Below are 25,754 nucleotides of genomic sequence, written 5' to 3'. Positions count from 1 at the left end.
GAGGCCACACCCGTATGACCCTGTACACCTACGGCGGCAGCCCCGCCGAAGTCCTGACCGACCCTGCCGGAAACGTGGTCCCCGACTACCCCGTCGTCGTCCGGGTCGCCGGGACTGGCGCGGTGATTACCGCGCTGTACGAGTCGGACGGTGTGACCCCGATCGGGCAACTCCGCTCCAACGCAGCTGATTCGACCGCGCCGGGTGCGATACGGCAGTGGATGTGCGAGTGGCCGCAGATCGAATACGAGTACCTTGCTACCGGCGGCCGCACGGTGCGGTGGTACATGACCGGCCGGGAGGTGGCCACCGAGGCGCTGCAGGCGGCGACGGCCGCCGGACAACTGGCGACCAGCGCGGCAGGCGACGCTGCAGCAGCCCTGGCCGCAGCGGGCAACGCGTCCGCGACAGCCGCGACAGCGAGCAGCGCGGCAGCGGCCGCAGAGACCGCGGCCGAGCAGGCACAGACCGACGCGGCCGCAGCCATCGCCGCCGTACAGTCCCGGCTCGGCGAAGCCGCCACCGTCGATAACCTGCCGGCCGTTGTCTTCGACGCCCACCGAGGCGGCGCCGGAGAATCCCCGGAGAACAGCGTGGATGCGCTGCGCGCGGCACGGGCGTACTCGCAGATTCTCGACGTCGACGCCCGGCTCCTGGCCGACGGCACGCTCGTCTCGATGCACGACGCGACCATCGACCGCGTGACCAACAAGTCCGGCACCGCCGCACAGATCACGGCCGCGCAGTTGGCCGCCGCACGCCTGGACCCGAGCACGTGGTTCGCAGCCGGATACCCCGACTTGCCGATCCCGACCGTCGAAGACCTGCTGAACGAGTTCGGCGGCCGGTACGTGCTGACGATCGAGGCGAAGGATGCCGCGTCCGTCCCGAAACTGGCTGCCATGATCAAGGCCCGTCGGCTTGAGCGCTCGGTGCTGATCAACAGCAACACGCCCTCGGTGATGGCCACGATCAAAAGCAGCGGGTGCCTCGCACACCTGTGGCGGTCTGCCTCGCAGATGGCGAGCGACAACCCGACCACAATCAAGGCCAGCGGCGCGGACCTCCTGGACCTCGACATCGCGGGCACGGACGCACAGATCACCGCCGCGATCGCCCAGAACTACCCGCTCGGCGTCTACGCACACACCCTCGCCCGCCGCGTCCAGCGAGACCGGGCCCTGGCGCTCGGGTGCCGCGGCATCATCGCGGACTACCCCGCCTACGTCAGCGGGGCCGTTCCGCGCCGCACCGCCAGCACGTTCGGTATGGGGACCTGGGGCCCCGGCTACGTTCCCTCGGCCGCGGCCCGCCCGGTCCTGGACGCGCAGGGCCGGATCCCTCTCCCGCCGCCAGCCTCCGCCGACCCGGCCGACGCGCAGGTTCTCCTCGCTGGGGAAGTCTCGCCAGCGCCCGCCACCACGACGGTGGACGTGAAGTTCAGCGTCCCGACCTCTGGTTCCGCTGGCTGGTCGCTGCTCTCGCTGCACCTGGGCGCCGACGTCGACGCCACGATCCTGTCCAGCTCGGACATCCGCCACAACGGCTACACCGTCCAGGTCTCCAACAACCGCAGCCTGCGGATCTACCGGGACGACAAGGCGGTCGGCACATCCACCCAGCTGGCCAACACGACGGCCGGGGCCGACCTCGCGGCGGGCACCGTCTACACCCTGCGGTGCGTGATCACGGCCACGCAGATCACGCTGTCCGTCCCCGAGGTGTCCGGACTGACCACCACAGTCACGGATTCCACCCACCGAGTGCCGTGGTCGGTGTTCGTCGGGCGCAATTACAACGCGGCCGCCACCGGTTTGATCAACATCGCGAGCATCAGCGCCACTTGATCCCCTCTTCATCCCGAGCCCCGAGCCGCTACGGCCGGGGCTCCTCGCATGTCTGGAGGCCCCATGGCCAACCCCCTGTCCGCCGCTGCTGTCCTTGCCGCCCTCCGCGCGGAGGGCGTGCGGGTCGTCGAGGTCGGCAACTGGCGCACCCACAACCGCAATTCGAAGGGCCCGTGGGGACCGGTCAACGGCAGCATCGTGCACCACACCGTGGCCAAGGGGACCGCGGCTACGGTGCGGATCGCCCGCGATGGCTACGCCGACCTGCCCGGCCCGCTGTGCCACGGAATGATCGCGAAGGACGGCCGGGTACACCTGGTCGGCTGGGGCCGGACCAACCACGCCGGGGGCGGCGACCCCAAGGTGTTGGAACAGGTCACCGCCGAGTCCTACGGTGCTCGACCGACTCCGCCGACCCGCGGCAACAGCAACGGGATCGACGGCAACGCGCGCTACTACGGTTGGGAGTGCGAGAACCTAGGCGACGGCAAGGACCCCTGGCCCAAGGCGCAGTACGACGCGATCGTGCGTGTGCAGGCCGCCCTGTGCCGGGCGCACGGTTGGTCGGCGAAGTCCGTGATCGGCCACCTGGAGTGGTCGAGCGACAAGGTCGACCCCCGCGGCTTCAGCATGTCGCAGCTGCGCGCCGACGTCGCCGAGCGCCTCAAGCATCCCGCGTCATGGCCGCCCGGTCAGACCACCCCTACACCTCCGAAGGAGACGCCCATGTCCACAACGGACGACCGCGTGAAGGCCCTGCATAGCAACTTGATCTCCATAGGAGAGATCGGCACCACGGCGAAGGGCACCAGTTCGGGCCGCGAGGAGCACGCCGCCGGGTACTTCCTCGCCCACATCCTCGACGAGGTGCGCCAGCTGCGCGCCGACGTCGCCACACTGAAGAAGGAGTCCTGACATGGCTGCACCCGTCGAAACGAAGGTGAAGGCCGCGAGCGCGGGGGCGTTCCTCGCCGGTCTCGCCGTCGCTGTGCTGAACGCGATCACCGCAGATTCCAGCCTGCTCGGCCCGCTCCCGTCGTGGGGCCAGGCGCCGCTGCTCGCGCTCGTCCCGGCCGCCCTCACGTGGCTTGCCGGGTACCAGGCGAGACACACCGTCCGTGACCACGTCGACCCGACCAGCGCCTGACGTAAGTGGAGTAGCACGTGCCTGATGAGCCGACTCTCGGCGAGGTGATGCGCCGACTCGAAGATGTCCGCACCGACCTCAAGGACGACTTCCGGGAGCTCGGTCTCCGTCTGGACAGCAAGGTATCGCTCGAGCGGTACCAGCTCGAGCAGCAGGCCCGAGACGACGCGTTGAAGCTTCTGGTCGAGCGGGTGCGGGGCATCGAGGAGGCGCGGGAGCAGGCTGCGCAGAACCGCCGGGATGAGGATCAGCATGCGGCGGACCGCCGGGCCGCTGACCGGCGCCTCATCTTCACGGCCCTGATCGCACCGGTTCTGCTGCTGATCCTGACCGTGTATTTGAATGCGCAGGGGGCGGGAGCATGAGGCGACACAAGAGCGCGGGCGCCGAACGGCGCCGCACCGACCTCGTGTTCACCCTCGCCGCTGCGGTGGCCTTGGCAGGGTTCGCGTTCCTCGTTGTGACGATGCAGGGGCTCTCTCACGACCTCCGCACCGCGAACGAGGCGAGGGATGCGCTCGCGCAGCAGGTGGAGCGGCTGGGGGAGTCTCCGGTGGCGGGCCCACCCGGTAGCCGCGGCCAACCCGGCGCATCCGTCGTCGGCCCACCCGGACCGCAGGGCGATCAGGGCGCTCCTGGCCCGATCGGCCCGACGGGACCTGTTGGCCCGAGCGGTAGCCCCGGCATCGACGGCAAAGACGGCGCATCCGTCGTCGGCTCGCCAGGCCCCACGGGCGCCCCGGGTACGGACGGGCAATCCGTCGTGGGGCCGGCCGGTCCGAAGGGCGACACCGGTCCTACTGGCCCGCCGGGCACCGACGGCAAGAACGGCACGGACGGGCGCGACGGCAAGTCCGGGCAGACCTGCCCGGACGGCTACAGTCTCCAGGTGCCGCCGGATGATCCGGATGCCCTGGTGTGCCGCCGTACTGGCGCCGCCACTCCGACGCCGGACCAGTCCCGCAGCCTCCTCGGCCTCGGCGCTCTGGCGGCAACCTCGATGTACAGGAGACTCAATGGCTGATGCCCCGACCCGTCAAATGCAGCGGAGCGTGGAACCGCGGACGGGCGCCGCTGCCGGGCCGCCGCCAGCGCCGCAGTACGCCGGGCTGTTCATCGAGCCCGACATCCCGCCCCTCGACGACGAGTCCGAGTGACATCGCCCCCTCCCGCTCCGGCGGGAGGGGGTTTCTCTGCTGCAGCGGCCGTTCATCAATCGGTCGGCTGCTGATCCTGAACCATGAACCGCTGGAGAGCCGGGATTTGACGTCCCGTCTGTTCATTTGCCCGTTCATCTGTGACACTGTTCAGGAATCGTGAGTTAGCTACTTCCTGAACGGGAGGCGTATGGACCTCATCGGATACGGCCGCGTCAGTACCGACGAACAGAACACGCGACGACAGCGGCTCGACCTCGAAGACGCCGGATGCATCCGCATCTTCGAGGAGAAGATCAGCGGCAGGATCAGCCACGACAAGCGCCCCGAACTCTCCAAGGCCCTGGACTGGATGCGCGAGGGCGACATGCTCTGCGTGCAGGAAGTCGACCGCCTCGGCCGCAACCTCCTCGACGGCCTGCTCCTAATGGGGCACCTCGGCCAACAGGGCATCCCGCTGCGCGTCCTCAAGGGCATCGGCGCCGGCGACCACTACCCCGAGGAGCATGCGAAGCACGACCCGCAGGCAGACATGATGCTCAAGCTGGCCATGCTGCTCGCAGAGGAGCGCCGCAAGGACATCAGCCGTAAGACGAAGAACGGCCTCGACGCTGCTCGAAGGTCGGGTAAGCAGCTCGGCCGCAAGCAGGTGATGACGGAGACCCTCACGATCCAGGCCGTAGCCCTCCGCGACAAGGGCTTCACCATCCGGCAGATCCAACCGCACCTGCGGATCGCCGAGGGGAAGAGCAAGGGCAAGAACCCCAGCGTCGGCGCAATCTCCCAGGCCCTCCGCGCCTACGACGCTGAGCACACCACCACCGATGAGCACGCAGTGGACGCATGAGGCAACCGCGCAATCGGCCCTCTCCGCTTCAAAGGGAGGGGGTTCTCGTCACGCCGCTTCGTACCGGTGCGCCCGGCCGCCGCGCCACTCAATCCAGTGCGGGTTGTCGAGGAGGTCCCAGGCGTCTTCGAGCCCAGCCCGTCTGAGGAACTCGACGAGGTCGTGGTCGTTGTGGGCGAGCCCGGCAATCTCCCCGTTGATCGTGACTCTCCGCCCACCGGTGCGGGACAAGCCGTGGACGACTATCGGGGCGCTCATCCCTCTAAAGGCTGTCCCGTAACTGCTGGTCACGGGTGAGATGATCTTGTCGTGTCTCGTGTGATCACGGCGTCGGAGCCGTCTTGGATAGCCCCGTTCGCCGGGTTGAGCCCGCGTCAGTTCGGCAAGCTGATCACCGCGTTGCGGCGCGAGGGGGCGGACCCGGTCCGCGAAGGCCGGCCCTGGAGCCTGCCGCTCGAGGACCGCGTCCTGCTGGTCGCCGCATACTGGCGAACCAATCTCACGCTGCGGCAGTTGGCGCCGCTGTTCGGCATCTCGAAGTCGGCCGCTGACAGCATCATCGACCACCTCGGCCCGTCGCTGGCGCTCCAGCCCCGGCAGCGGTTCCGCAAGGACACCGTGCTGATCGTGGACGGCACCCTGGTCCCCACGCGTGACCACCAGGTCGCCGAGAAGTCGAAGAATTACCGGTACTCGACCACCAGGTCGTCATCGACGCCGACACCCGGCTCGTCACGGTCGGCCAGCCGCTGCCCGGCAACCGCAACGACTGCAAGGCGTGGGAGCTGTCCGGCGCGAAAGCCGCCGTCGGCCGCACCACGGTGATTGCGGACGGCAGATTCCGGGGCACCAGCCTGGTCATCCCGCACCGCCACGAGAAAGGCCAAACCGGCGAGCCGGTCACGGGCGGCGAACAGGGCCCGGGACAGGGCGAGGGCGGTGTGCCGTTCCTCCTCCCACCGCAAGGTCCGCGCCCGCGTCGAGCACGCCTTCGCCCGGATGAAGACCTGGAAGATCCTGCGCGACTGCCGCCTCAAGGGCGACGGCGTACACCACGCCATGCTCGGCATCGCCCGCCTGCACAACCTCACCCTCGCCGGGTAACGAAGAAACAGGCAGGTCAACGACCATGTCGTAGATCATTAACGGGACAGCACTTAGTTCACCTCTCCCCGAGTTGGCTCAGTATCCGCCGTAGCCACCGGGTACGCCCACCACGACAATGGCTACGCGGCCGTAGCCGTTGTCGTAGCCGTACCCGTTGCCGTAGCCGTAGCCGTACCCGTTGCCGTAGCCGTACCAGTTGCCGTATCCGTACCCGTCGCAGTCATCCCACCAGCCGCACCGGTCGTAGGAGTGGCTAGCCGCGGAGGTCGCGTGGGCAGGGGCGGCCGCAGCTGCCCCTCCGGCACCAACGGCGGCGCCACCAGCCAGCATCACACCGGCGGCGGCTACAGCGAGGGAACGCTTGATATGAGGTGCTCGCATGAGTCTCTACCTTTCCTTCCGCCACCGAAGATCGAAGGCGGGTGGCCACAGCGCATGCAAGACATACGGTGCGGTTCGCAGAGGTCACAGCTCCAAGCGGGAGCACGTCTCGCCGCTCATTGGTTCCGGTCCTTCCGGAATCTTGCCGCCCGAGGCGTGCCCCGGTTGCGACTCTCACAGGCATCACGTTAATAGCAGATACCCTCTCCAGCATCTTGAGCAGAAGTCTGCTCAATTCCGCAGGTCAGCGGTCGGCGGTCAGGCCCGAGCCATGACGTCCCCCCTGACGCCGTCCCTCTTCGACGGTGACGCCCCAGAGCCCACACCACCCGCATGGAGTATGGGCAGAGAAGTGGAGACACAAGGCGGTCGGCGGTCCGAGGGCGGGCCAGACGGTTCAGACCGTCGAGCAGCGCGGGAAAGGGACACGGAACGGGCGCCGACGCCGATGCTGAGCTCCATCACCCAGTCCGGGGTGGGTGGCCGCCGCTCCTCACCCTGCTGCCGCTCAGCTTCCCGCCGTTCCTCATCGGCGATCCACCGGTCGGTCTGGGCGAGCTGCTGCTCCTGCACTCTCCTGAGGAAGCGCAGCATGACCAGGCGCGACGGAATATCGGACATAAGTTCGATTCTAGTTGGTGTGGAGCCTGGTGCGCGCTCTGCCTACCCCTGCCATGCTGGCTCTGGCCCCGCCGCATCCCCCGCCGGCGGGGCCACCAAGATCGCTTAGAGCAACGTCACTCAGGACACAGCGTCCCCCGTAGTGCGGCATTCAACTGCTTGCCCTGCGCGTCCGTGAGCGGCCGGGCGTCGTTCCCGAACCGCTGCGCCGCAAGCCAATCCACGTTGGCGAAACCGTCCCCTGCGAGCGAGGCGCACTGGTTCCGACCGGCATCGATGGCCTTCTGCTCGTCCACGATGATCTGCGGATCCACTGCCGCAATCGCGTCTAGGTACGCGTCGCGGTCGTTACCGGTCGGCGCGTCTGGGATGCCTGCGGCCTTCTCTGCGGTGCTGCTCTTGCCGGCATCACCTGTGGCGCTGCTACTCGGTTCCGCCTTGTTCACATCCGCGTGCCCGGTCGAGCAGGCGGCGAGGGACAGCAGTACGGCGGCAGCGAGCAGGGCAGCAGCGGGTTTCACGATGGCACTCCGAAAGTAGGCGTGCAGGGTCTGACACGTGGGGCACGCGAATGGTTGCGCAGGTGCCGCACGGCGCCCCGGCCCGGTTGTCATACCGGCCCAGTACCGTGGGCTCATCCCATTCGCGCCTATGGCTGGGCGCAGCTACGAGACCGCCCCTCACCCGGAACAGCGCCCGGGGGAGGGGCGGACGAGCGTCAGCCCTCGTCGGGTGAGGGCTCCGGATGCAGCACGGCCTTCTTCACGGCCATCTCCGGTGCGTACCGGGACACCCCGGCCGCCTCAGCGTGCGCAGTCACGGCAGCCTGGAACGTTTCTGCTGCCTGCCGCCACGCGGCCCAGCCTTCCTCGGTGTACGGCTCGGCGTGCGCCTTCTGCTTGCTCGGCCACCGCCTTGCGCTCAAGCTCGATCAGATCTTCAGGGATATCGATTGCCACGGCCGGATCGTAAACGGCGGCACTGACAATCGAACGGAGCCGCGCAGGTCAGGCTGCTGTGACAACATCCGCCCGGACCGCGGCTTCCCACTCCACTAGCAGCCGCTGGCACTCCGCCTCACCCTCCGGCGACAGCGGGCCGGCTGCCCACAGCGCGCGGATGTCCGCGTTCACCGCGGCGGGGGAGCGCACAGGGGTGGCGGGCGAAGGAGTGATCGACATGGGAACAGGCTACGGGGCAGGACTGACAATGGCGCCGACCGCGTCGAGGGCGAGGTGCCAAGGGAAACCCGCCGGGTTTCCCTGCTTCGGAGGATGGGACTCGTACCCGTCTGGTCCGTCGAGGAAGACCACACCCTGCGCTCGCAGATCCGCGATGCTGCGGGCCACGGCCGGCTGAGCGCCCTGAGCCTGATTGAAGTAGGGCATGGCCAGTGCGGGCACGCCCATGTGTACGCCCTCGGAGATGAGCCCGAGCGCGAGCGTGTCCGAGATGCCGCCGCCCCACTTGTTCAGGCTGGTGCAGCTGAGCGGCGCGAACAGCATCGCGTCAGCGTTGGGCAGTGCGTCTTTCTCCCAGGGGAGCTTGTACCGAGACCGCACCGGGTGCCCGGTCAGCTTCTCCAGTTCGGCCATGCGCGGCTCCCACCAGGTCGCAGCGGACGGCGTCAGGATCAGGCAGGTGTCCCAGCCGCGGGCCTGGGCTTGGCGAACCCCCTCGTCGATGTACTGGGTCGGGCCGGCCGCGCAGGCGATGAGATAGAGAACTCGCTTCGTCATGCCGGGAGTCCACATCGCGCGGCCAGGCGACGCAAGTCCCCGCCGGGAACCGGGGTCGCCCCGACCACGTCGGCCACCAGGTCGACCGTGGACTGTCGGCCGATGACCTCTTCCGGGGCCAGCCGCGCCGCCTCGATCAGCGAGTCCGCCGCAGTCTCCTTGCGCCGTGTCAAGAGCTGAGCGCGTGCCATCGTGATGAGGTGCTGCGCCTGCCGCTCCTTCGACAGCCCATGCAGTGCTTCGCCCTCGAGCCCGTCCGCGGCTTCGATCGCTGACCACCCGTCCTCGAACCTGGTCAGCACGTCTACCCGGTGCAGCCCGACGTTCGTCGGCCCGAACATCGTGTAGTCCTCGTCGAGGTCGTCGCCCTGCTGGTCAGCCACCTCGGCAGCCTGGTCAACGTGTTCGCTGGCTTGCCGAACCGCGGCCGTCGACCGGTCCAGGGATGCGGCTGCGATCGCCGCGTTCAGGTACAGCATGCCGAGGGTCGACAGCCCCAGCGGTCCGCTTGCCTCCAGCTCCGTGGACAGGCGCCGCGCTGCCCCTATGGCGAAGTCCACGGCCGCGCGTGGCTGCTGCTGGTACGTGAGCGACTTCGCTACCCGTCTCGATGCCGCCCCGATCGCGACCGCATCGCCGGAGCGTTCGGCCGCAGCCAGGGCTCGGTCGGCAACCACCGCAGCCTGAACGGCTGTTGCCGGGCCGTACTTGTGAAGGAAAGACGCGGTGAGCTGCAGAACGCGCGATAGCAGGGCGTGAGCCTCGCTGGCCTCGGCGCCGGCCCGCGCGGCGGACTGCCTGGACCTGACGATCAGTGCGGGCAAGTCCCGGCCGAGCGCCCCGTAGTGGCAGGCCTGGAACGCTTCGCAGCAGTAATTGAGTCGTCGACGCAGCTCCGCGAGCGGCGGGGGATCCCCGTCCTCGTCGTCGTTGCGGTACAGGACATCGATGACGGCCAGCGCCTCGACAGGCGGCATGGTCGCCGAGGGCGGCTCAGGGGGCCCGTCCATCAGTAGCTGCTCCAGGGGGATGCGCAGGACGTCGGCCGCGCGCACCAGCACGGATAGGCGCGGGTCCTGCTGACGCTGCCCGCCCTCCAGATCCTGCCCACCTGCGGGTTTGCCCCATCAGCCGACCGAAGTCCGCTTGTGTGAAGCCGCGCCGCTCTCGCCAGTAGGCGATGCGCCGGCCGATGCGCCCAGTCTCCATGGAGGACTCCCCGAACAGGGCACGCACTTTGCGTGCCCACCCCCGTTGTACCCCGTCCTACCTTGCAGTCACAGCAGATCAACGAGAGCTGGGGACGCCATGACCGTGAGGGACTTACCGCCAGTCAGTGACCTGACGGAGCAGCAGCAGCGCGGATGGTCCTGCGTCTGGTGCAGGACAGCGCTCACTGTCGGCGCCGACACCGACCTTGGCGAGCAGCGGGCCCGCCCCGAGGGAGGCGCCGCGTACTCGTGGTTCCCGCGGGCCTGCTCGGACACCGCCGCCTGCGCCGTCCGGGAAATCGAGCAGACGCCATGACGGCCTTAGCTGAGGGACCGGCGTCCCGGCCACTCCCGAATCCCCGCACCCTTACATGGGACCAGTCCGCCGGCCGTGCCTGCATCTGGTGTCAGCGGCCCCTCACCACTGGTGCGGTCAGCGTCGGCATCATCCGGGACCGACTCGGCGCCCATGTCCTCGACACGGGGGTCTGGGCCGGGCCGTGCTGTCAGGGGAAGACGTCCTGAAGCCGTAGCCTCAGATACATGGGAACTAGAGTTCGAATTATTTCCTGCATGTCCTTTCGGCATATGCGGATCGCGGGTTGAATGATGGGTGACGCTGGCTGCTGCCACGGCGTTGCGTCGATAGCCCGCCCCTGTTCGGCCGCCTGCTTGCCGCGCACCCCTATAGCGGCGGGCGGGCGGTCATGACCCTCTCGATCATTCCTGTTCAAACTCGCTCGAACGCATGACGGTTATGCACGTGTCACGTGTCACTGCCATTCGTTGAAGTCTGACCAGGGCGAGGCCGCGGTCCACCCCTCCAGGTGGCGGCCTCGCCCTGGTTCAGTTGCGTGGGAGATCGAATGGGAGACGAGTGGGAGATGATCATGTCGAGCGGGCTCGAATCGCCTCTAATTCTCTCTAATAATCTCCACCTGGAGTCGAGGGATGGGGCACTGGAAAGCACGCCATCGGACCCCCTTAGCCTGCGGACTCACCCGCCTGCGGGCTCAGCACACCCGCGGCCACCAGCACGAACAGCAGCACGCCGAGCAGTACGCGGTAGATGACGAACGGCATGAAGCTCTTGGTCGTGATGAACTTCATGAACCAGGCGATGACCGCGTACCCCACGCCGAACGCGATGACGGTCGCGAAGATGGTCGGCCCCCACGACACATGTCCCTCGCCCGCGTCCTTCAGCTCGAAGACACCCGAGGCGAGCACCGCCGGGATCGCGAGCAGGAAGGAGTACCGTGCCGCAGCCTCACGGGTGTAGCCCATCAGCAGACCGCCGCTGATGGTCGCTCCGGAACGGGAGACACCCGGGATCAGGGCCATCGCCTGGCAGAAGCCGAAGATCAGGCCGTCCTTCACACCGAGTTCCCTGAGCGTCTTGCGCTGCTTGGCGGCCCGGTGCTTCCCGCCCACCTCGTCGCGGGCGGCGAGACGGTCGGCGATGCCGAGGACGATGCCCATCACGATCAGTGTGGTGGCGATCAGTCGCAGATCGCGGAACGGGCCCTCGATCTGGTCCTTGAACGTCACCCCGAGCACGCCGATGGGGATGGAGCCCACGATGACCAGCCAGCCCATCTGGGCGTCGTGGTCGCTGCGCATCGACCGGTCGGTCAGCGAACGGAACCAGGCCGAGACGATCCGGACGATGTCCTTGCGGAAGTAGATGAGGACTGCCGCCTCCGTGCCGATCTGGGTGATGGCGGTGAACGCCGCACCCGGGTCGTGCCAGCCGGCGAAAGCTGCGGTGAGCCGCAGATGTGCGCTGGAGGAGATCGGCAGGAACTCGGTCAGTCCCTGAACGAGGCCCAGGACGAACGATTCGAACCAGCTCATGGGGCTTTGGCCATCCCGGAGTGATCGTGCATCGGCCGTCGGCAGCGAGGGCCGTCGGCAGTGTGCGCATTGCGGTCAAATGAGGACAGGCCCATGACGGGCCCTGGAGATCTTCGGTCGGTCGCGGGCAGGGTATCGCCCTGAGATGAACAGCGTTACGCGTACCCCCGGGCCGCCCACCGCCCCCGTGCCGGCCGCCCTGCGCACCAGCTCACTCGGCGGCCAGCCGGTGGCGCTTGCGCCAGGCGACAACGGCCGCGCCGAGCCCCGTCAGCACGATGAAGCCCATCGCGGCCAGGAACGCCGGCGATGTCGGTGACGACGCCTCGCTGCCCGCGACGACGTACGCCGCGGTGTTCGGAATCGAGCCGATCCCGGTGGCCACCAGGAACGGCGGATACCCCATGCGCGACACCGCCGCGCAGTAGTTGGCCGCCGCGAACGGCACGCCCGGGAACAGCCGCAGCGCCAGCATCGAGCGGAACCCGTGCCTGCTCAACTGGCCGTCCGCCGCCCTGAGCCACCGCCCGCGCAGCAGCGTACGGAGCGCGTCCTGCCCCAGCACCCTGCCCAGCCCGAACGAGACGCCCGCGCCGAGCACCGTCCCCGCCAGCGCGGCGGCCAGTCCCGCCTGTGTACCGAAGAGCGCGCCTGCGGCGAGATTGAGCAGCGGCCGCGGAACGAAGGCCACGGTGCACACGCCGTACGCGACACCGAAAAGGATCACCGCGACGGCGCCACCGCTGAGTTGGGCGGGCCAGCCGGTGGCGAGCAGCCGCTGGGGTTCGAAGAGGAGCATCGTCGCCGCGGCGCCCAGCAGCACGGCCACGAGCAGCGAGAACCGGGACCAGGGCGAGAGCAGCGCCCTCGTGCAGCGCACGGCGAGGCCGGTGGCGGGCTGGGAGGCGGGGACGGGGTCGAGCATGCGGGGAGAGTAACCGACGCCGGTGTGTGATCGCCGTAGTGCGCGGCAGGAGGCGGGCAGCCAATGCCCGCCCGTCGCCCGCCCCGGCCGCCGGCGCGGGCCGAACTCCCTTGCCGGGACCGCGGTGTCCGCCGGAAAACCATTCGACGTGGCCATGCCCGTCGGACATGATCGACCCATGTTCCGGTACGCCTTCCCCGCAGCGCCGTCCGCAGTCGCGGACGCGCCGAAGGCTGCCGTGAGCCCCATCATCGCAGCAGCGTTCACCGCTGCCGCAGCGCCCATCGGCGGCGCCCGAAGCTGACCCTCCCCCGACAGTCCGGCGGACCCCGCAAGGGGAGGGTCGGCGGGGCCCTGGGGTCTTCTCTCTCAGCTTCGAGCACCAAGGAATGAACCATGCCCAAGACGGCATACGTGCGCACCAAGCCCCACCTCAACATCGGCACCATGGGCCACGTCGACCACGGCAAGACCACCCTGACCGCCGCCATCACCAAGGTCCTCAGCGACCGCGGGACCGGCACGTTCGTCCCGTTCGAGCGGATCGACCGGGCGCCGGAGGAGACGCAGCGCGGCATCACCATCAACATCGCGCACGTCGAGTACGAGACCGACACCCGCCACTACGCGCATGTCGACATGCCGGGGCACGCCGACTACATCAAGAACATGGTCACCGGCGCCGCCCAGCTCGACGGGGCGATCCTGGTCGTCTCCGCGCTCGACGGGATCATGCCGCAGACCGCCGAGCACGTGCTGCTCGCCCGTCAGGTGGGCGTCGACCACATCGTCGTCGCCCTCAACAAGGCGGACGCGGGTGACCCCGAGCTGACCGACCTGGTCGAGCTGGAGGTCCGCGAGCTGCTCACCGCGCACGGTTACGGCGGTGACGCCGTTCCCGTCGTGCGGGTGTCGGGCCTCAAGGCACTGGAGGGCGACCCGCGCTGGACCGCGGCCGTCGAGGCGCTGCTGGACGCGGTCGACACGTACGTGCCGATGCCGGTCCGCTACACCGACGCGCCGTTCCTGTTGTCGGTGGAGAACGTCCTGACCATCACCGGCCGGGGCACCGTCGTCACCGGAGCCGTGGAGCGCGGCACCGTCCGTACCGGCGACCGGGTCTCGGTGCTCGGACCGGACCCGGACATCGAGACGGTCGTCACCGGGCTGGAGACCTTCGGGAAGCCGATGGAGTCCGCGGAGGCCGGCGACAACGTGGCTCTGCTGCTGCGAGGGGTGGAGCGAGACCGGGTCCGCCGCGGCCATGTGGTCGCGGCGCCGGGCAGCGTGGCACCGAGCCGTCGCTTCACCGCGCAGGTGTACATCCTGTCGGCGCGGGAGGGCGGCCGGACCACCCCGGTGACCACCGGCTACCGGCCGCAGTTCTACATCCGCACCGCGGACGTCGTCGGCGACGTCGACCTCGGTGCGGTGGCGGTGGCGCGCCCGGGCGACACGGTCGACCTGACCGTCGAGCTGGGACGTGACGTCCCGCTGGAGAGCGGACTCGGCTTCGCGATCCGGGAGGGTGGCCGCACGGTCGGCGCCGGCACCGTCACCGGACTGCTCTGAGCCGCGACGCACCAAGGGCCCGCCTCCCGTACCCCACGGGAGGCGGGCCCGGCACCGTGCGCGAGACTGGCGGAATGACAGACACAGCACTGGTACTGGGTTCCGGCGGTGTCACCGGCAGCGCCTGGGAGACCGGAATCCTGCACGGGCTCGCGAAGTCGGGTGTGGACCTCTCCGCGGCGGATCTGATCATCGGCAGCTCGGCGGGAGCGGTGGTCGGCGCACAGCTGGCCTCCGGACTGCTCGGCCTTCCCGAGCTCTACGAAATCCAGCTCGCCGATCCGCAGGGTGTGACCGGCGGCAAGCTCGGCACGCTCACGCTGCTGCGATACGCGGGGGCCGTACTGTCCGCCCGGACCCCCGAGGCGTACGGCCGGAAGCTGGGCAGGATCGCGCAGGACGCCCGGCTCGGTGTCACCGAGGAACAGCGGCGCGAAGCCGTCGCGAGCCGTCTCCTGTCGCCCGAGTGGCCGGAACGTCCCCTGCGCATCACCGCCGTCGACGCCACGACCGGCGAACTCCACACGTTCGACAAGGACAGCGGCGTGTCGCTCGTCGACGCCGTCACCGCGAGTTCCGCGGTCCCCGGCGTGTGGCCCGTCGCCCGCGTCGGGGGTCGGTGCTGGATCGACGGCGGCGTGCACTCCACGGCCAACGCCCAGCTCGCCGCCGGTTACGGACGCGTCGTCGTCATCGCTCCGTCGGCCAGTGGCAACAAGGCCATCGCCTCGCCGCGCTCGCAGGCGGCCGGGCTCGCCGCGAACGGTGCCCGTGTCGAGGTCATCACCCCGGACGCCGCGGCGAAGAAGGCATTCGGCCGCAACCCCCTCGACCCGAACTGCCGGGCCGCGGCAGCCCGCGCCGGGCTCGCCCAGTCGGCGGCACACACCGAAGCCGTGGCCGCGGTCCTGAGCAGCTGATCCGGCACCCCACAATGGGGGAGTGAACGACTCGATACCGGTCATCCGGGACGTGGACCAGGGCACCGCCAGACTTCTCCCCGACGTGGACCGGGACAGGGCCTGGCTGCTCACCGTCGACGGCGCGCCGCAGTCCTACGTCGACCTCGACGCGCCGGACCATCTCGAGTTCGAGTACGCCCGACGGCTCGCCCATGTCGTCGACTGCGTGGCGGCACCGGGCGCACCGCTGGACCTGCTCCATCTCGGCGGCGGTGCGCTCACCCTGCCCCGCTACACCGCCGCGACCCGGCCCGGCTCCCGCCAGGACGTAGCCGAGGCCGACCTCGGGCTCCTCGAACTGGTCGCCGAGCAGCTGCCGGTCCCCGACGGCAGCGGGATCACCGTGCACGGCACGGACGCCCGCACCCGGCTGGAACGGACCGCGCCCGGCTCCCTCGACATCCTGATCGCGGATGTCTTCGGCGGCTCCCGGGTACCCGCCCACCTCACCACCGTCGAGTACGCGCAGGCTGCCCGCCGGTCGCTGCGGGACCACGGAATCTACGCCGCCAACCTCGCGGACGGTGCGCCCTTCGGCTTCCTCCGCTCCCAACTGGCCACCTTCGCGGCCGTCTTCGAGGAACTCGCGCTGATCGCCGAACCAGCGGTGCTGCGCGGCCGGCGCTTCGGCAACCTCGTCCTCGTCGCCTCCCCGAGCCCCATCGACACCGCGACGCTGACCCGCCGCTGCGCCGCCGACGCCTTCCCCGCCAGGGTCGAGTACGGTGCCGCGCTGGACCGGCTCGCCGGAGCCGCCCGGCCGGTCAGGGACGGTGAAGCGGTCGCCTCACCCGAGCCGCCCGACGGAGCCTTCAGCATCGGCTGAGGCCGGTGCCGGGGCCTTCGCCACCTCGGTGGTGACGGGGGCCCGGGTCAGACCGCGTACCTCGGGTACGAACAGCACGGCCCCGGTGACCAGCACGATCAGCGCAGCACAGCCCCACAGGGCCTCGCTCCGCCCGACCAGCGACTCCACCGGACCGGCGAGCGCGGTGGCCACCGGCATCATCGCCACCGAGCCGAACCAGTCGTACGCCGAGACGCGCGAGAGCTTCTCCTCCGGGATCTCCTGATGCATGGCCGTCATCCACGAGACCCCGAACACCTCGATGGCGACGCCGCTGACGAACATCACCGCGCAGAGCCAGGCCACCGGCAACGGCACCGCGAGGCCCGCCGACGGCAGCGCCAGCGGGAAGACGCAGAGCGTTCCGGCCAGCAGCAGCCGCCGGGGCTTCCAGCGCATCATCAGCAGCGCCCCGCCCAAGGTGCCGGCCCCGAACGCGGCGAGCGCGAAGCCCCAGGGGCGGGCACCACCGAGCTCGTCCCGGGCGACCAGCGGACCGTACACCGACTCGGCCGCACCCACCGCGGCGACCACCACAGAGAACTGCGCCACGATGCTCCACAGCCAGGGGCGGCCGACGAACTCCTGCCAGCCGTCCCGCAGATCGGCGAGCAGACCGCCGCCCGGCGCGCGCGGGGGAATGTGGCTGACGTCCAGGAACGCGCGCAGCGCGCCCGCCACCGCGAAGGCCACGGCATCGATGGCCAGCACCCAGCCCGGGTCCATCGCCGCGATCATGGCACCACCGAGCGCCGCACCACCGATCGTCGCGCCCTGCATGGCCATCCGGAACAGCGCGAAGGCGCGACTCGCCTGCTCACGGCTGACGCTGGACATCAGCATGCCCTCGGCCGCCGGGTTGAAGAACGCCTGCCCGGTGCCGCACAACGCGGTGAGCAGCATCATCTGCCACAGCTTCGGATCACCGGCCAGGACCAGCCAGGCGAACGCTGCCTGTGAGAGGCAGTTGAGGGTGTTCGCCGCGACCATCACCCGGTGGCGCGGCAACCGGTCCGCGATCGCCCCGCCGATCAGCAGGAAGAGCACCAGGGGCGCGGTTCTGGCGGCGGCCACCAGACCGACGTCGCCGCCGTCACCGCCCGCCTGCAGAACGGCGAACGCCGCCGCGATCAGCGCGCCATGGGTACCCAGGCCCGTGATGATCGCGGCGGCGGTCAGCAGACGGTAGTTGCGGCCGGGGTACAGCGGACGGGATGAGGGGGCGGAGGCGACGGTCACCAGGGGACTATCGCTGCCGCACCCCCGCCGTGCCAACTGCTTTCCGGGAGAGGCCAAGCGGGTCAGTCGGACTTGACGACGTCCACCAGCCGAACCGTGCTGAGGATCTGCTGGATCGTCGTGTCCGGGAGTTCGTCCTTGACGGAATCGGCTCCGTACAGGACCCAGGACGCGAACTCACCCTTCTTGTTCTTGAAGGTGAAGGCGATCGTCTTGCCGTCGCTGTCGCACTTCTTACGCTTCGTGACATTCGGAGCGGTGGCGGTGACGACCTGGCCGGTGAGCCCCGACTTGGTGGTGTACTGCTTGGCGTCGGTGAACTTGATGGTGCTCTGCGGCATGTGCTGCGCGTAGGCGGCCCACGCCCAGGTGCCGGCCTCGCTGTGGGCGTTCTTGGCGGCGTCGGTGGCGCCCTGGGCGCCCCTGGTGCCGGCGCTCGCGAGGCTCATGTCCTCGGAGGTGCCGTCCTTGTCGGAGTCGGCCACGCACCACTTCTTCTGGAAGTACGACGGCGCGGAGAAACCGATGAGGGGCGAGCCGTCGCCCTTCTTGTCGTCCTCGAAGTACGAGAACGTGCCGGGCGTCCCGACCTCCCAGTCGCCGGGCACGTCGAACCGCGTGCCCCACTTGGGATTGGTGACGACCTTCCACCCGGGGATGAGGGGCTTGGGGTCCCCCTCGTCGCCGCGCGGGTTCGCCTCGGTGGAGGCGGACCCGGACGGCTTGACGGGGGCCGACGACTGCTTGCCGTCGGCGACGTCCTTGCCCTTGTCGTCCTTGTTCATCACGACAACACCGGTCACCACGGCGGCCACGACGACAGCGGTGGCCGCGACGATCGCGACGGCGGTGGTCTTCTTCTTGTTGTTGTTGTTGTCGCCGGGCTGCGGGCTACCGGGCGGGCCGGGTACCGCGTACTGCGGCACGGTCGGCTGCTGGTACGGGTTCGGCTGCGGATAGCCGGGCTGCTGGCCCTGCTGCGGATGCCCCGGCTGTTGTCCGGGCTGGCCCTGCTGCTGATATCCCGGCTGCTGATAGGGATTCGGCTGCTGGTACCCCGGCTGCTGGTACGGGTTCTGATTCTGGTCCTGCGGGTTTTGCTCGCCCCCGGGCGGCTGCTGTCCTGGCCACATGGCGAGTAACGATAGAGGGGTGGTGGCCGGTCTGCTACGCCCGCCCCCGTGTGCGGACGGTGAAGGACGTGATCAAGGAGGGGCGCCGGGGGACGACGGGGATGGTCAAAGAGTTCTACTCATGAGTAACATCTGGCCATGAGTGCTGAACAGATGACCGTCGGCGAGATGCTCGTCGCGACGGTTCCGATGGCCCGGACCCTCAATCTCGAGTTCCTGGAGACGACCGCCGAGCGCGCGGTCGTCCGCCTGCCGGACCAGGCCGAGTACCACAACCACATCGGCGGACCGCACGCCGGAGCGATGTTCACGCTGGCGGAATCGGCGAGCGGAGCGATCGTCATCGCCGCCTTCGGTGACCAGATGTCGCGTGCCGTGCCGCTCGCGGTGAAGGCGGAGATCGGCTACAAGAAGCTGGCCAAGGGAGTCGTCACCGCGACGGCGACCCTCGGCCGCCCGGTGGCCGATGTCGTCGCCGAACTCGACGAGGGCAAGCGGCCGGAGTTCCCCGTGGCCATCGAGATCCAGCGCGCGGACGGCGCGGTGACCGGTGAGATGACGGTCGTCTGGACACTGCGTCCCAACGCCTGATCCCGGCCGGTTCCGCGAAGGGCTGCCACGCACCCCCGAGAGGGCGCGTGGCGGCTTTTCGCGCTGTCCGGGCAACTGGCGGGACAGGTAGGCTTCCCGCCGTGCGCCGAGGAGTTGCCCGGCGGGCAACAGGCATCAGTTACGGGAGGAACCGGCGTTGCACATCCAGGAATGGCTGGAGACCATCCCCGCGATCAGCGTCTACGCCCTGGTGGCCGCGGTCATCGGGCTGGAGAGCCTCGGTATTCCGCTGCCGGGCGAGATCGTCCTGATCAGCGCGGCGCTCCTGGCCGCCGGGCATGACGGAATCAACCCGTGGATGGTCGGCGCCTGCGCCTCGGCCGGCGCGATCGTCGGTGACTCGATCGGATACGCCATCGGCCGCAAGGGCGGACGGCCGCTACTGGTCCGGCTGGGCGGGAAGTTCCCCAAGCACTTCGGCGAGAGCCAGATCGCGATGGCGGAGCGGTCGTTCGAGAAGTGGGGCATGTGGACGGTGTTCTTCGGCCGCTTCGTGGCGCTGCTTAGGATCTTCGCGGGTCCGCTGGCCGGCGTACTGCACATGCCCTACTGGAAGTTCCTGATCGCCAACGTGTTCGGCGGCATCGTCTGGGCGGGCGGCACCACGGCCGTCATCTACTCGGTGGGAGTCGTCGCCGAGGCCTGGCTCAAGCGGTTCTCGTACCTCGGCCTCGTGGCCGCGGTGCTGATCGGCGTCGCCTCGATGCTGATCGTGAAGAACCGGGCCAAGAAGGCGGCGGGGCAGTCGTCGGCCGCCTCCGCGCCCGGGCCGGCGACGGTACCGGCCGTGGACTGACCGGACGGGGACGGTACGGACCGGGCGGTGCGATTCCGCACCGCCCGCCGCGCTCAGCCCTCGTGGGCCTGACGGTGCGCCTTGGCGAGCTCCACATAGCCCACAGCGTTGAACTTGATGCCTTCCAGCTCCTCCTCGGTCAGCTGCCGCTTGACCTTGGCGGGGACACCGGCGACCAGCGAGCCCGGAGGCACCTGCATCCCCTGCGGGACCAGCGCCTGCGCCGCGATCAGCGAACCGGCCCCGATACGGGCGCCGTTGAGGACCGTGGCGCCCATGCCGACGAGGACATCGTCCTCGATGGTGCAGCCGTGGAGCACGGCGTTGTGCCCGACCGAGACGCGCTCGCCGACCGTGACGGGGAACCCGGGGTCGACATGGACGCTGCAGTTGTCCTGGATGTTGCTGTCGGCCCCGATGGCGATCGGGCCGCAGTCGGCGCGCAGTACGGCGTGGTACCAGACGCTGGAGCCCGCGGCCATCGTGATCTCGCCGATGACGACCGAGGTCGGTGCCGTGAAGGCATCCACGTCGATGTCCGGCTCCTTGCCGCCCATCCCACTGATCAACGCCTGCTCTGCCATCGCCCGTTCCTCCGTGCTCAGGTGTCGTGCAGCTGCGGTTCTCCGGTTTCGGCAGCCGGCCGCGGCTGTTCGATCGCGTCGATCGCTCCGGAGAAACGGTATGCGACGGTCGGGGGACCGCGGCCGAGTGGGGTGAACATCACAGGTCGTCGCGGTGATCGGGTCGGGCGCCGCCGACTACCGTGAGCGAGTGCCGACGAACAGGAACACGTTCTCTTCCCTTGCCGCCTGGCGGCGGCGCGCCCTGTCCCGGGCCGTCCACCGCAGCTGGCGCTGGGTGCAGGAGACAGGCGCCGTCACCGCGGATCGCCCCGGCGCGCTGCGCTTCGGCCGGATCGGCGCGGGCACCCGGCTGGCTTTTCCGCAGGGCACGGTCTTCGGGGAGCGGTGGATCGAGCTCGGCTCGCACTGTGTGATCGGCGAACAGGTCACGCTGACGGCCGGACTCATGCCCGACCTGGACCTCGGTCCCGATCCGATCCTGACCCTGGGGGACGGGGTGGTGCTCGGCCGCGGCAGCCATGTGGTCGCCGACACCACGGTGACCATCGGCTCGGACACGTACTGCGGGCCGTATGTCTACATCACGTCGACGAACCACAGTTACGACGATCCGCACGAGCCGGTGGGCCGGCAGTGGCCCCGCATGGAGCCGGTCGCCATCGGGCCGGGCTGCTGGATCGGCACCGGAGCGGTGATCCTCCCGGGCGCCACGCTCGGGCGCAATGTGGTGGTCGCCGCGGGAGCGGTGGTACGGGGCGAGGTGCCCGATCACGCGGTGGTGGCCGGCGCCCCCGCCCGTGTCGTACGCAGCTGGCACCCCGAGAAGGGCTGGCAGCCGCCGCTGCGTACCCCTGCTCCGGTACCGATCCCGACGGGCGTCACGCCCGAGCAATTGCTGGCCCTGGCGGAACCGGGTGAGAAACCGGGCCCGTCCGCCGGCTGACCGCGGTGGCTGCCGGGCCTCATCCGGTCGCGAGCAGCACTGTGCCGACCAGGGCGAGACCGGCCCCGGCGGCCTGCACCCCACGCAGCCGCTCCTTCAGTACGCCGCGCGCGGCCAGGGCGGTGACCACCGGACAGAGCGAGGCGAGCACGGCGGCCACCGTCACCGGTCCGTGCTGTGCGGCGATCGAGTTCGTGCCGTTGGCCGCGACATCCGCGAGCCCGATGAGCGCCAGCGCGGGCAGCGCGACCAGCACCGCGGCGGCCCCGCCCTCCTCGGGCAGCGCCTGTGCCCCGCGGCGCTCCGATGCGTACAGGGCCGCACCGCCCACCGCGATATTGGTGAGGCGCTGGACGGAGAGGGCCAGGAACAGCCCGGTCACCGTCGTGGACGCCTCCGCGATCAGGGACATCACCGCCCCGAAGCCGAACGCGGCCACCAGGGTCAGCAGCACCGCCCGGCGCTGCACCGGCGCCCCGCGCAGCTGCGGACCGCCCGCCGGCACGACGCCCACCACGGCGATACCGACCCCGGCGAACTGCGGCAGCCCCGGCCGCTCCCCGATCACGAGCCCGACACTCACCGGCACGGCGACACCCAGCGATCCGAGCGGGGACACAACCCCCATCGGGCCGAGCGCCAGGGCCTTGTAGAAGCTCTACATCGCGACCGGCCCGACGACGCCCGTCGCGACGGCGAACCACAGCTGCGGGCCCGCCTCGCTCCAGCCGCCGGTCGCGATCACGATGACGCCCAGCACCGCGGTCGCGGCGGCCTGCGAGACGACGACCACGGTGAGCGCGGGGATGCGCCGGGTGAGCAGCCCACCGCCGAAGTCGGCCAGTCCCCAGAGCAGGCTGGTGGCCAGCGCGAACAGTGCTGGCATTGCATGCCTCGCAGTACAGTGCGATGAATGCTTGGGTACACCGCACCGTAGTGCAGTATTTTCGACCCCGTCATCCAAAATATTGGACGGAATGTGTCTGACCTCGATCAGCTCACTCAGTCGCTCGCACGCAACCTCAAGCGCTGGCGGGGGGAACGCGGCTTCACCCTGGACGTTCTCGCAGCCCGTGCCGGGGTCAGCCGCGGCATGATCATCCAGATCGAACAGGCCCGCACCAACCCGAGCGTCGGCACCACGGTCAAGCTCGCCGACGCACTGGGTGTCAGCATCACCACGCTCCTCGACCACGAGCAGGGCTCACCGGTGCGACTGGTGCCCGAGAGCCAGGCGGTGCGCATGTGGTCCACCGACGCGGGCAGTTCCAGCACCCTGCTCGTCGGTACGGAGGCGAGAGGGCCGCTCGAACTCTGGTCCTGGCGCCTGATGCCCGGCGACAGCAGCGCCTCCGATCCGCACCCCGAGGGCACCGTCGAACTGCTCCACGTCACCGCGGGCGAGCTCACCCTGGTCGTCGATGGCACCTCGTACGCCGTACCGGAGGGCGGATCCGCCTCGTTCGAGGCCCATCACCCGCACACCTACCGCAACGACGGCTCCGAGCCGGCCGAAGTCACCATGGCGGTTTCCATCCCGCCCGTACGGTGAGACGGCCGGCCGAGGCCCCCGGGGTCGCTGTTAGCGTGATGCGCATGCGCGCTCCCATCGGCTCCTTCGAGAACGCCGGTCCGGCGGCCGACCGCCTCGACCTGCTCACCGGTCCTGTCGCCGCGGCCGTGACCGCAGGCTGGGGCGGTTTCCCCGCCGAGCAGATCATCCATGTCGACACGGACCCGGACATCGCCGACACGGCGGTCTTCGTCGAGCACCACGGCGCGGAACTGCTCGACCGGTCGGCCAACTGCGTCGTGGTGGCGGGCAAGCGCGGCGGCGAGGTGACGCTCGCGGCCTGCCTCGTCCTGTCCAACTCCCGCGTCGACGTGAACGGCGCGGTCCGCAAGCAACTGGGCGCCCGCAAGGCATCCTTCGCCCCGATGGACACGGCGGTCGGCGAGACCGGCATGGAGTACGGCGGCATCACCCCCATCGGCCTCCCCGCCGCGTGGCCGCTGCTGATCGATCCCGCCGTTGTCGACGAGGAGTGGGTGCTGATCGGCAGCGGCAGCCGCCGCGGCAAGCTGATCGTCCCGGGCAAGGCCCTGGCGGCGCTGCCGGGCACGGTGATCGTCGAGGGGCTCGGCATCAGGAGCTGAGGCCGCGACCGCTGCCCGTCGGGGGCCGGGCCTCAGCCGGGCGAGTGGCAGAGGGCCTGAACCAGTGCACCGGACCGGTGGGATGTCAGCCAGCGGGAGGCGAAGTCGACGGCGTCGTCGATGCGGAAGAGCCGACTGGTCGACGAGCCCACCGGGCCCGTGCGGACCGGCGCAGCCTTGTCCGAGCGGGCGAAGTCCGCGCCCAGGGCCGCGAAGTCGCTGTCGTCCAGCGCGACGTCCTCGTACTCCCACCACTGGCGGCGGCCCCCGGCCGTCACCACGCAGCGGTAGCTCCGGCGTGGCGGGGCGGGTACCCGGTACTCGCCGAGGTGGAACGCGGTGCAGGTGTCGAATCCGGTGCCCAGCATGAGCACCTGGGCCCGCAGATCGTAGAGCCGGGCCAAGGGCGATTCCTCGCCGAGGTGACAGTCGGGGCTGTGACCCGCCATCAGCTTCCGGGCCAGTGGGCCGAGCGCGGCGAAGGACGTCTGCGGGTGGCCGCTGCGCGCCGCCCCTTCGTCGAGCCGCACGGCCTCCGACAGCCGGCCCATCGACGGTGCCGCCGACGTCGCCGGGTCGAAGGGCGGCATGCTCGCCCGCACGGCCTCCCGGTCCCGGTCGCCGAGGCCGCGCACCCGGTCGAGGTAGTGCGGGGACGTATCGGAGTTCTCCGGCGTGAAGGCGGGGACGACGAGTGTGCCGTGCCCGAGGGCGCCCCGTAACGCACCGACCATCGCACGGACCCCGCCGCTCACCGCGCCCACTGCGCGCATCGACGCATGCACCAGGAGGACACCGTTGCGCTCCACACCGAGCTCGGCGAGCTGCCCGGCCAGCCTGCTTCGGCTGTGGGTGACGGTCGGCGCAGTCGTAGTACTCACAGCGGGCCATTCTCCCAGCCGGACACCGGGTGCGACACCACGCACATTCGGGCGAGGGACGGAGGCGCGCTTCAGCGGCCCAGGGCGGGAATTTCGATGGCCGGGCACCGGTCCATGACCATGTCCAGCCCGGCCGCACGCGTGCGGCCGTACGCCTCCGTGTCGATCACACCCAGCTGGAACCAGACGGCCCTGGCGCCCGCCGCGACCGCCTCGTCGGCCACCGCGCCCGCCTGCTCACTGTTGACGAAGACGTCCACCACATCGACCGGGAACGGAATCTCGGCCAGCGAGGCATAGCCGTCCTCGCCGTGCACCCGCTCCGCCTTGGGATGCACCGGGACCACCCGCTTGCCGAAGCGCTGGAGCACCTCGGCGACGCCGTAGGCCGCGCGCGACCGGTTGTTGGACAGGCCCACCACGGCCCAGGTGTCGCCGCTGTTCCGGAGCATCCTGTGGATCGTCTCTTCGTCTGCGTACATGATCCGCACAACGGACGGCGGCCCCGGACCATTCCCGTGCGGGGCATATGGTGGCCGGATGCAGGAGCAGTACCGGACAGTCGCCCGAGCGGGCGTGCACGAGACCGAGATCAACCGATCGCGCTTCATCTGCGCGCTCGCCCCCGCCGCCACCGAGCAGGAGGCGCAGGACTTCGTCGCACGCATTCGCAGGGAACACCCGACCGCCACCCACAACTGCTTCGCCTATGTGATCGGCGCCGACGCCTCCGTGCAGAAGGCGAGCGACGACGGGGAACCCGGGGGCACCGCGGGCGTACCCATGCTGCAGATGCTGACGCGCCGTGAGATGCGCTACGTCGTCGCCGTCGTCACCCGCTACTACGGCGGCGTCAAGCTCGGTGCCGGAGGACTGATCAGGGCCTACGGGGGAGTGGTCGGCGAGGCCCTCGACGAGCTCGGCACCATCACCCGCCAGCGGTTCCGCCTCGCCACGATCACCGTCGGCCACCAGCGCGCGGGCAAGCTGGAGAACGACCTCCGTGCCACCGGCCGCAACGTGCGCGAGGTCCGCTACGCGGAAGCCGTCATCATCGAGATCGGACTGCCGGACGCCGACGTCGAGTCCTTCCGCGGCTGGCTGGCCGATGCGACAGCGGGCGAGGCCGAGCTGGAGCTGGGCGGCGAGGCGTACGGGGACGTTTGACCAGTATCCCGCGCCCGCA

General features: G+C 69.9%; 30 protein-coding genes and 2 pseudogenes. 17 read left to right on the top strand and 15 right to left on the bottom strand.

Annotation, left to right across the window (positions count from 1 at the left end; genetic code table 11):
• Positions 1–14: 14 nt before the first annotated feature.
• The 7 genes from OG978_RS06930 to OG978_RS06900 all read left to right on the top strand — a co-directional run bounded on the left by OG978_RS06930 (position 15) and on the right by OG978_RS06900 (position 4,998).
• A complete protein-coding gene (locus tag OG978_RS06930; RefSeq protein ID WP_326764344.1) occupies positions 15–1,847 on the top strand; it encodes a glycerophosphodiester phosphodiesterase in 1,833 nt (610 codons plus the stop codon).
• Positions 1,848–1,910: 63 nt separating this feature from the next.
• Positions 1,911–2,762 (top strand): peptidoglycan recognition protein family protein, encoded by an 852-nt coding sequence (locus OG978_RS06925; RefSeq protein WP_326764343.1) that lies wholly within the window; start codon positions 1,911–1,913, stop codon positions 2,760–2,762.
• Position 2,763: 1 nt separating this feature from the next.
• The gene (locus OG978_RS06920) at positions 2,764–2,994 is read left to right on the top strand and encodes a holin (protein ID WP_326764342.1); all 231 of its coding nucleotides are present in this window, start codon (positions 2,764–2,766) and stop codon (positions 2,992–2,994) included.
• 17 nt (positions 2,995–3,011) lie between these two features.
• Positions 3,012–3,359 carry a hypothetical protein gene (locus tag OG978_RS06915; protein ID WP_326764341.1) on the top strand — a complete coding sequence of 116 codons (348 nt, stop codon included), beginning with the start codon at positions 3,012–3,014 and terminating at the stop codon, positions 3,357–3,359.
• Positions 3,356–4,018: a collagen-like protein gene (locus OG978_RS06910; protein ID WP_326764340.1), complete on the top strand. Its 663-nt coding sequence runs from the start codon at positions 3,356–3,358 to the stop codon at positions 4,016–4,018. Before OG978_RS06915 ends, OG978_RS06910 begins: the two co-directional genes overlap by 4 nt.
• Positions 4,011–4,151 (top strand): hypothetical protein, encoded by a 141-nt coding sequence (locus OG978_RS06905; protein ID WP_326764339.1) that lies wholly within the window; start codon positions 4,011–4,013, stop codon positions 4,149–4,151. Before OG978_RS06910 ends, OG978_RS06905 begins: the two co-directional genes overlap by 8 nt.
• A gap of 190 nt (positions 4,152–4,341) precedes the next feature.
• Positions 4,342–4,998 (top strand): recombinase family protein, encoded by a 657-nt coding sequence (locus OG978_RS06900; RefSeq protein ID WP_326764338.1) that lies wholly within the window; start codon positions 4,342–4,344, stop codon positions 4,996–4,998.
• A 48-nt stretch (positions 4,999–5,046) separates the two neighbouring features.
• Here the strand turns inward: OG978_RS06900 and OG978_RS06895 are convergent, their stop codons facing one another.
• Entirely contained in the window at positions 5,047–5,256 is a 210-nt protein-coding gene (locus OG978_RS06895) for a hypothetical protein (RefSeq protein ID WP_326764337.1), read from the bottom strand.
• A gap of 51 nt (positions 5,257–5,307) precedes the next feature.
• Between OG978_RS06895 and OG978_RS06890 the strand changes: the two are divergent.
• A pseudogene (locus tag OG978_RS06890) lies at positions 5,308–6,102 on the top strand (transposase).
• A gap of 78 nt (positions 6,103–6,180) precedes the next feature.
• Here OG978_RS06890 and OG978_RS06885 read toward each other — a convergent pair.
• From OG978_RS06885 to OG978_RS06850, 8 genes are all read right to left on the bottom strand, one after another.
• The gene (locus tag OG978_RS06885) at positions 6,181–6,486 is read right to left on the bottom strand and encodes a hypothetical protein (RefSeq protein WP_326764336.1); all 306 of its coding nucleotides are present in this window, start codon (positions 6,484–6,486) and stop codon (positions 6,181–6,183) included.
• 737 nt (positions 6,487–7,223) lie between these two features.
• Positions 7,224–7,628 carry a hypothetical protein gene (locus tag OG978_RS06880; protein WP_326764335.1) on the bottom strand — a complete coding sequence of 135 codons (405 nt, stop codon included), beginning with the start codon at positions 7,626–7,628 and terminating at the stop codon, positions 7,224–7,226.
• 197 nt (positions 7,629–7,825) lie between these two features.
• Positions 7,826–8,032 (bottom strand): hypothetical protein, encoded by a 207-nt coding sequence (locus OG978_RS06875; RefSeq protein WP_326764334.1) that lies wholly within the window; start codon positions 8,030–8,032, stop codon positions 7,826–7,828.
• A gap of 82 nt (positions 8,033–8,114) precedes the next feature.
• Entirely contained in the window at positions 8,115–8,288 is a 174-nt protein-coding gene (locus tag OG978_RS06870; protein WP_326764333.1) for a hypothetical protein, read from the bottom strand.
• Positions 8,289–8,297: 9 nt separating this feature from the next.
• A complete protein-coding gene (locus tag OG978_RS06865; protein WP_326764332.1) occupies positions 8,298–8,846 on the bottom strand; it encodes a flavoprotein in 549 nt (182 codons plus the stop codon).
• Positions 8,843–9,907, bottom strand: a complete 1,065-nt coding sequence (locus OG978_RS06860; protein WP_326764331.1) for a DNA-binding protein — start codon at positions 9,905–9,907, stop codon at positions 8,843–8,845. Before OG978_RS06860 ends, OG978_RS06865 begins: the two co-directional genes overlap by 4 nt.
• Positions 9,908–11,041: 1,134 nt before the next feature.
• Positions 11,042–11,914: an undecaprenyl-diphosphate phosphatase gene (locus tag OG978_RS06855; RefSeq protein WP_326764330.1), complete on the bottom strand. Its 873-nt coding sequence runs from the start codon at positions 11,912–11,914 to the stop codon at positions 11,042–11,044.
• 211 nt (positions 11,915–12,125) lie between these two features.
• On the bottom strand, positions 12,126–12,839 hold the full coding sequence (locus tag OG978_RS06850; RefSeq protein WP_326764329.1) for a TVP38/TMEM64 family protein: 714 nt from the start codon (positions 12,837–12,839) through the stop codon (positions 12,126–12,128).
• A gap of 396 nt (positions 12,840–13,235) precedes the next feature.
• Here OG978_RS06850 and tuf point away from each other — a divergent pair, with 396 nt between their 5' ends.
• The 3 genes from tuf (at position 13,236) to OG978_RS06835 (ending at position 16,199) form a co-directional block, all read left to right on the top strand.
• On the top strand, positions 13,236–14,411 hold the full coding sequence (gene tuf, locus OG978_RS06845; RefSeq protein WP_326764328.1) for an elongation factor Tu: 1,176 nt from the start codon (positions 13,236–13,238) through the stop codon (positions 14,409–14,411).
• A gap of 74 nt (positions 14,412–14,485) precedes the next feature.
• Entirely contained in the window at positions 14,486–15,331 is an 846-nt protein-coding gene (locus OG978_RS06840) for a patatin-like phospholipase family protein (protein ID WP_326764327.1), read from the top strand.
• 22 nt (positions 15,332–15,353) lie between these two features.
• Complete coding sequence (locus OG978_RS06835; protein WP_326764326.1) at positions 15,354–16,199, top strand: spermidine synthase; 846 nt, start codon at positions 15,354–15,356, stop codon at positions 16,197–16,199.
• On the opposite strand, the gene OG978_RS06830 is transcribed toward OG978_RS06835, so the two are convergent.
• Entirely contained in the window at positions 16,161–17,459 is a 1,299-nt protein-coding gene (locus OG978_RS06830; RefSeq protein ID WP_326764325.1) for an MFS transporter, read from the bottom strand. The genes OG978_RS06835 and OG978_RS06830 overlap by 39 nt on opposite strands.
• Positions 17,460–17,521: 62 nt before the next feature.
• A complete protein-coding gene (locus OG978_RS06825) occupies positions 17,522–18,592 on the bottom strand; it encodes a hypothetical protein (protein ID WP_326764324.1) in 1,071 nt (356 codons plus the stop codon).
• A gap of 153 nt (positions 18,593–18,745) precedes the next feature.
• On the opposite strand from OG978_RS06825, the gene OG978_RS06820 reads away from it, so the two are divergent.
• Positions 18,746–19,183: a DUF4442 domain-containing protein gene (locus OG978_RS06820; protein WP_326769956.1), complete on the top strand. Its 438-nt coding sequence runs from the start codon at positions 18,746–18,748 to the stop codon at positions 19,181–19,183.
• 157 nt (positions 19,184–19,340) lie between these two features.
• Positions 19,341–20,000, top strand: coding sequence for a DedA family protein (locus OG978_RS06815; RefSeq protein WP_326764323.1), 660 nt, complete (start codon positions 19,341–19,343; stop codon positions 19,998–20,000).
• 53 nt (positions 20,001–20,053) lie between these two features.
• Here the strand turns inward: OG978_RS06815 and OG978_RS06810 are convergent, their stop codons facing one another.
• Positions 20,054–20,584: a gamma carbonic anhydrase family protein gene (locus OG978_RS06810; protein WP_326764322.1), complete on the bottom strand. Its 531-nt coding sequence runs from the start codon at positions 20,582–20,584 to the stop codon at positions 20,054–20,056.
• Positions 20,585–20,774: 190 nt separating this feature from the next.
• Here OG978_RS06810 and OG978_RS06805 point away from each other — a divergent pair, with 190 nt between their 5' ends.
• A complete protein-coding gene (locus OG978_RS06805; RefSeq protein ID WP_326764321.1) occupies positions 20,775–21,530 on the top strand; it encodes an acyltransferase in 756 nt (251 codons plus the stop codon).
• A gap of 19 nt (positions 21,531–21,549) precedes the next feature.
• Here the strand turns inward: OG978_RS06805 and OG978_RS06800 are convergent.
• A pseudogene (locus OG978_RS06800) lies at positions 21,550–22,416 on the bottom strand (EamA family transporter).
• 93 nt (positions 22,417–22,509) lie between these two features.
• Here OG978_RS06800 and OG978_RS06795 point away from each other — a divergent pair.
• Entirely contained in the window at positions 22,510–23,082 is a 573-nt protein-coding gene (locus tag OG978_RS06795) for a helix-turn-helix domain-containing protein (RefSeq protein WP_326764320.1), read from the top strand.
• A gap of 44 nt (positions 23,083–23,126) precedes the next feature.
• Complete coding sequence (locus tag OG978_RS06790) at positions 23,127–23,687, top strand: YbaK/EbsC family protein (protein WP_326764319.1); 561 nt, start codon at positions 23,127–23,129, stop codon at positions 23,685–23,687.
• A gap of 32 nt (positions 23,688–23,719) precedes the next feature.
• Here OG978_RS06790 and OG978_RS06785 read toward each other — a convergent pair whose 3' ends face one another.
• Together OG978_RS06785 and OG978_RS06780 are read right to left on the bottom strand one after the other, a co-directional pair.
• The gene (locus OG978_RS06785; protein WP_442817663.1) at positions 23,720–24,568 is read right to left on the bottom strand and encodes an aminoglycoside N(3)-acetyltransferase; all 849 of its coding nucleotides are present in this window, start codon (positions 24,566–24,568) and stop codon (positions 23,720–23,722) included.
• Positions 24,569–24,639: 71 nt separating this feature from the next.
• Positions 24,640–25,050 (bottom strand): CoA-binding protein, encoded by a 411-nt coding sequence (locus OG978_RS06780; RefSeq protein WP_326764318.1) that lies wholly within the window; start codon positions 25,048–25,050, stop codon positions 24,640–24,642.
• A 58-nt stretch (positions 25,051–25,108) separates the two neighbouring features.
• On the opposite strand from OG978_RS06780, the gene OG978_RS06775 reads away from it, so the two are divergent.
• Positions 25,109–25,735, top strand: a complete 627-nt coding sequence (locus tag OG978_RS06775; RefSeq protein ID WP_326764317.1) for a YigZ family protein — start codon at positions 25,109–25,111, stop codon at positions 25,733–25,735.
• Positions 25,736–25,754 lie beyond the last annotated feature (19 nt).

This window comes from Streptomyces sp. NBC_01591 (genome assembly GCF_035918155.1).
Classification (GTDB): Bacteria; Actinomycetota; Actinomycetes; order Streptomycetales; family Streptomycetaceae; genus Streptomyces.
The sequence above is the reverse complement of the archived record's forward strand: the minus strand, read 5'-3'. Positions and strand labels throughout refer to the sequence as shown.

What these genes read in the sequence shown, in the direction of transcription:
- OG978_RS06930 (WP_326764344.1), top strand. Translation starts at nt 15, where the DNA reads ATGACCCTGTACACCTACGGCGGCAGCCCCGCCGAAGTCCTGACCGAC.
- OG978_RS06925 (WP_326764343.1), top strand. Translation starts at nt 1,911, where the DNA reads ATGGCCAACCCCCTGTCCGCCGCTGCTGTCCTTGCCGCCCTCCGCGCG.
- OG978_RS06920 (WP_326764342.1), top strand. Translation starts at nt 2,764, where the DNA reads ATGGCTGCACCCGTCGAAACGAAGGTGAAGGCCGCGAGCGCGGGGGCG.
- OG978_RS06910 (WP_326764340.1), top strand. Translation starts at nt 3,356, where the DNA reads ATGAGGCGACACAAGAGCGCGGGCGCCGAACGGCGCCGCACCGACCTC.
- OG978_RS06905 (WP_326764339.1), top strand. Translation starts at nt 4,011, where the DNA reads ATGGCTGATGCCCCGACCCGTCAAATGCAGCGGAGCGTGGAACCGCGG.
- OG978_RS06900 (WP_326764338.1), top strand. Translation starts at nt 4,342, where the DNA reads ATGGACCTCATCGGATACGGCCGCGTCAGTACCGACGAACAGAACACG.
- OG978_RS06895 (WP_326764337.1), bottom strand. Translation starts at nt 5,256, where the DNA reads ATGAGCGCCCCGATAGTCGTCCACGGCTTGTCCCGCACCGGTGGGCGG.
- OG978_RS06885 (WP_326764336.1), bottom strand. Translation starts at nt 6,486, where the DNA reads ATGCGAGCACCTCATATCAAGCGTTCCCTCGCTGTAGCCGCCGCCGGT.
- OG978_RS06870 (WP_326764333.1), bottom strand. Translation starts at nt 8,288, where the DNA reads ATGTCGATCACTCCTTCGCCCGCCACCCCTGTGCGCTCCCCCGCCGCG.
- OG978_RS06865 (WP_326764332.1), bottom strand. Translation starts at nt 8,846, where the DNA reads ATGACGAAGCGAGTTCTCTATCTCATCGCCTGCGCGGCCGGCCCGACC.
- OG978_RS06855 (WP_326764330.1), bottom strand. Translation starts at nt 11,914, where the DNA reads ATGAGCTGGTTCGAATCGTTCGTCCTGGGCCTCGTTCAGGGACTGACC.
- OG978_RS06850 (WP_326764329.1), bottom strand. Translation starts at nt 12,839, where the DNA reads ATGCTCGACCCCGTCCCCGCCTCCCAGCCCGCCACCGGCCTCGCCGTG.
- tuf (WP_326764328.1), top strand. Translation starts at nt 13,236, where the DNA reads ATGCCCAAGACGGCATACGTGCGCACCAAGCCCCACCTCAACATCGGC.
- OG978_RS06840 (WP_326764327.1), top strand. Translation starts at nt 14,486, where the DNA reads ATGACAGACACAGCACTGGTACTGGGTTCCGGCGGTGTCACCGGCAGC.
- OG978_RS06825 (WP_326764324.1), bottom strand. Translation starts at nt 18,592, where the DNA reads ATGTGGCCAGGACAGCAGCCGCCCGGGGGCGAGCAAAACCCGCAGGAC.
- OG978_RS06820 (WP_326769956.1), top strand. Translation starts at nt 18,746, where the DNA reads ATGACCGTCGGCGAGATGCTCGTCGCGACGGTTCCGATGGCCCGGACC.
- OG978_RS06810 (WP_326764322.1), bottom strand. Translation starts at nt 20,584, where the DNA reads ATGGCAGAGCAGGCGTTGATCAGTGGGATGGGCGGCAAGGAGCCGGAC.
- OG978_RS06790 (WP_326764319.1), top strand. Translation starts at nt 23,127, where the DNA reads ATGCGCGCTCCCATCGGCTCCTTCGAGAACGCCGGTCCGGCGGCCGAC.
- OG978_RS06780 (WP_326764318.1), bottom strand. Translation starts at nt 25,050, where the DNA reads ATGTACGCAGACGAAGAGACGATCCACAGGATGCTCCGGAACAGCGGC.
- OG978_RS06775 (WP_326764317.1), top strand. Translation starts at nt 25,109, where the DNA reads ATGCAGGAGCAGTACCGGACAGTCGCCCGAGCGGGCGTGCACGAGACC.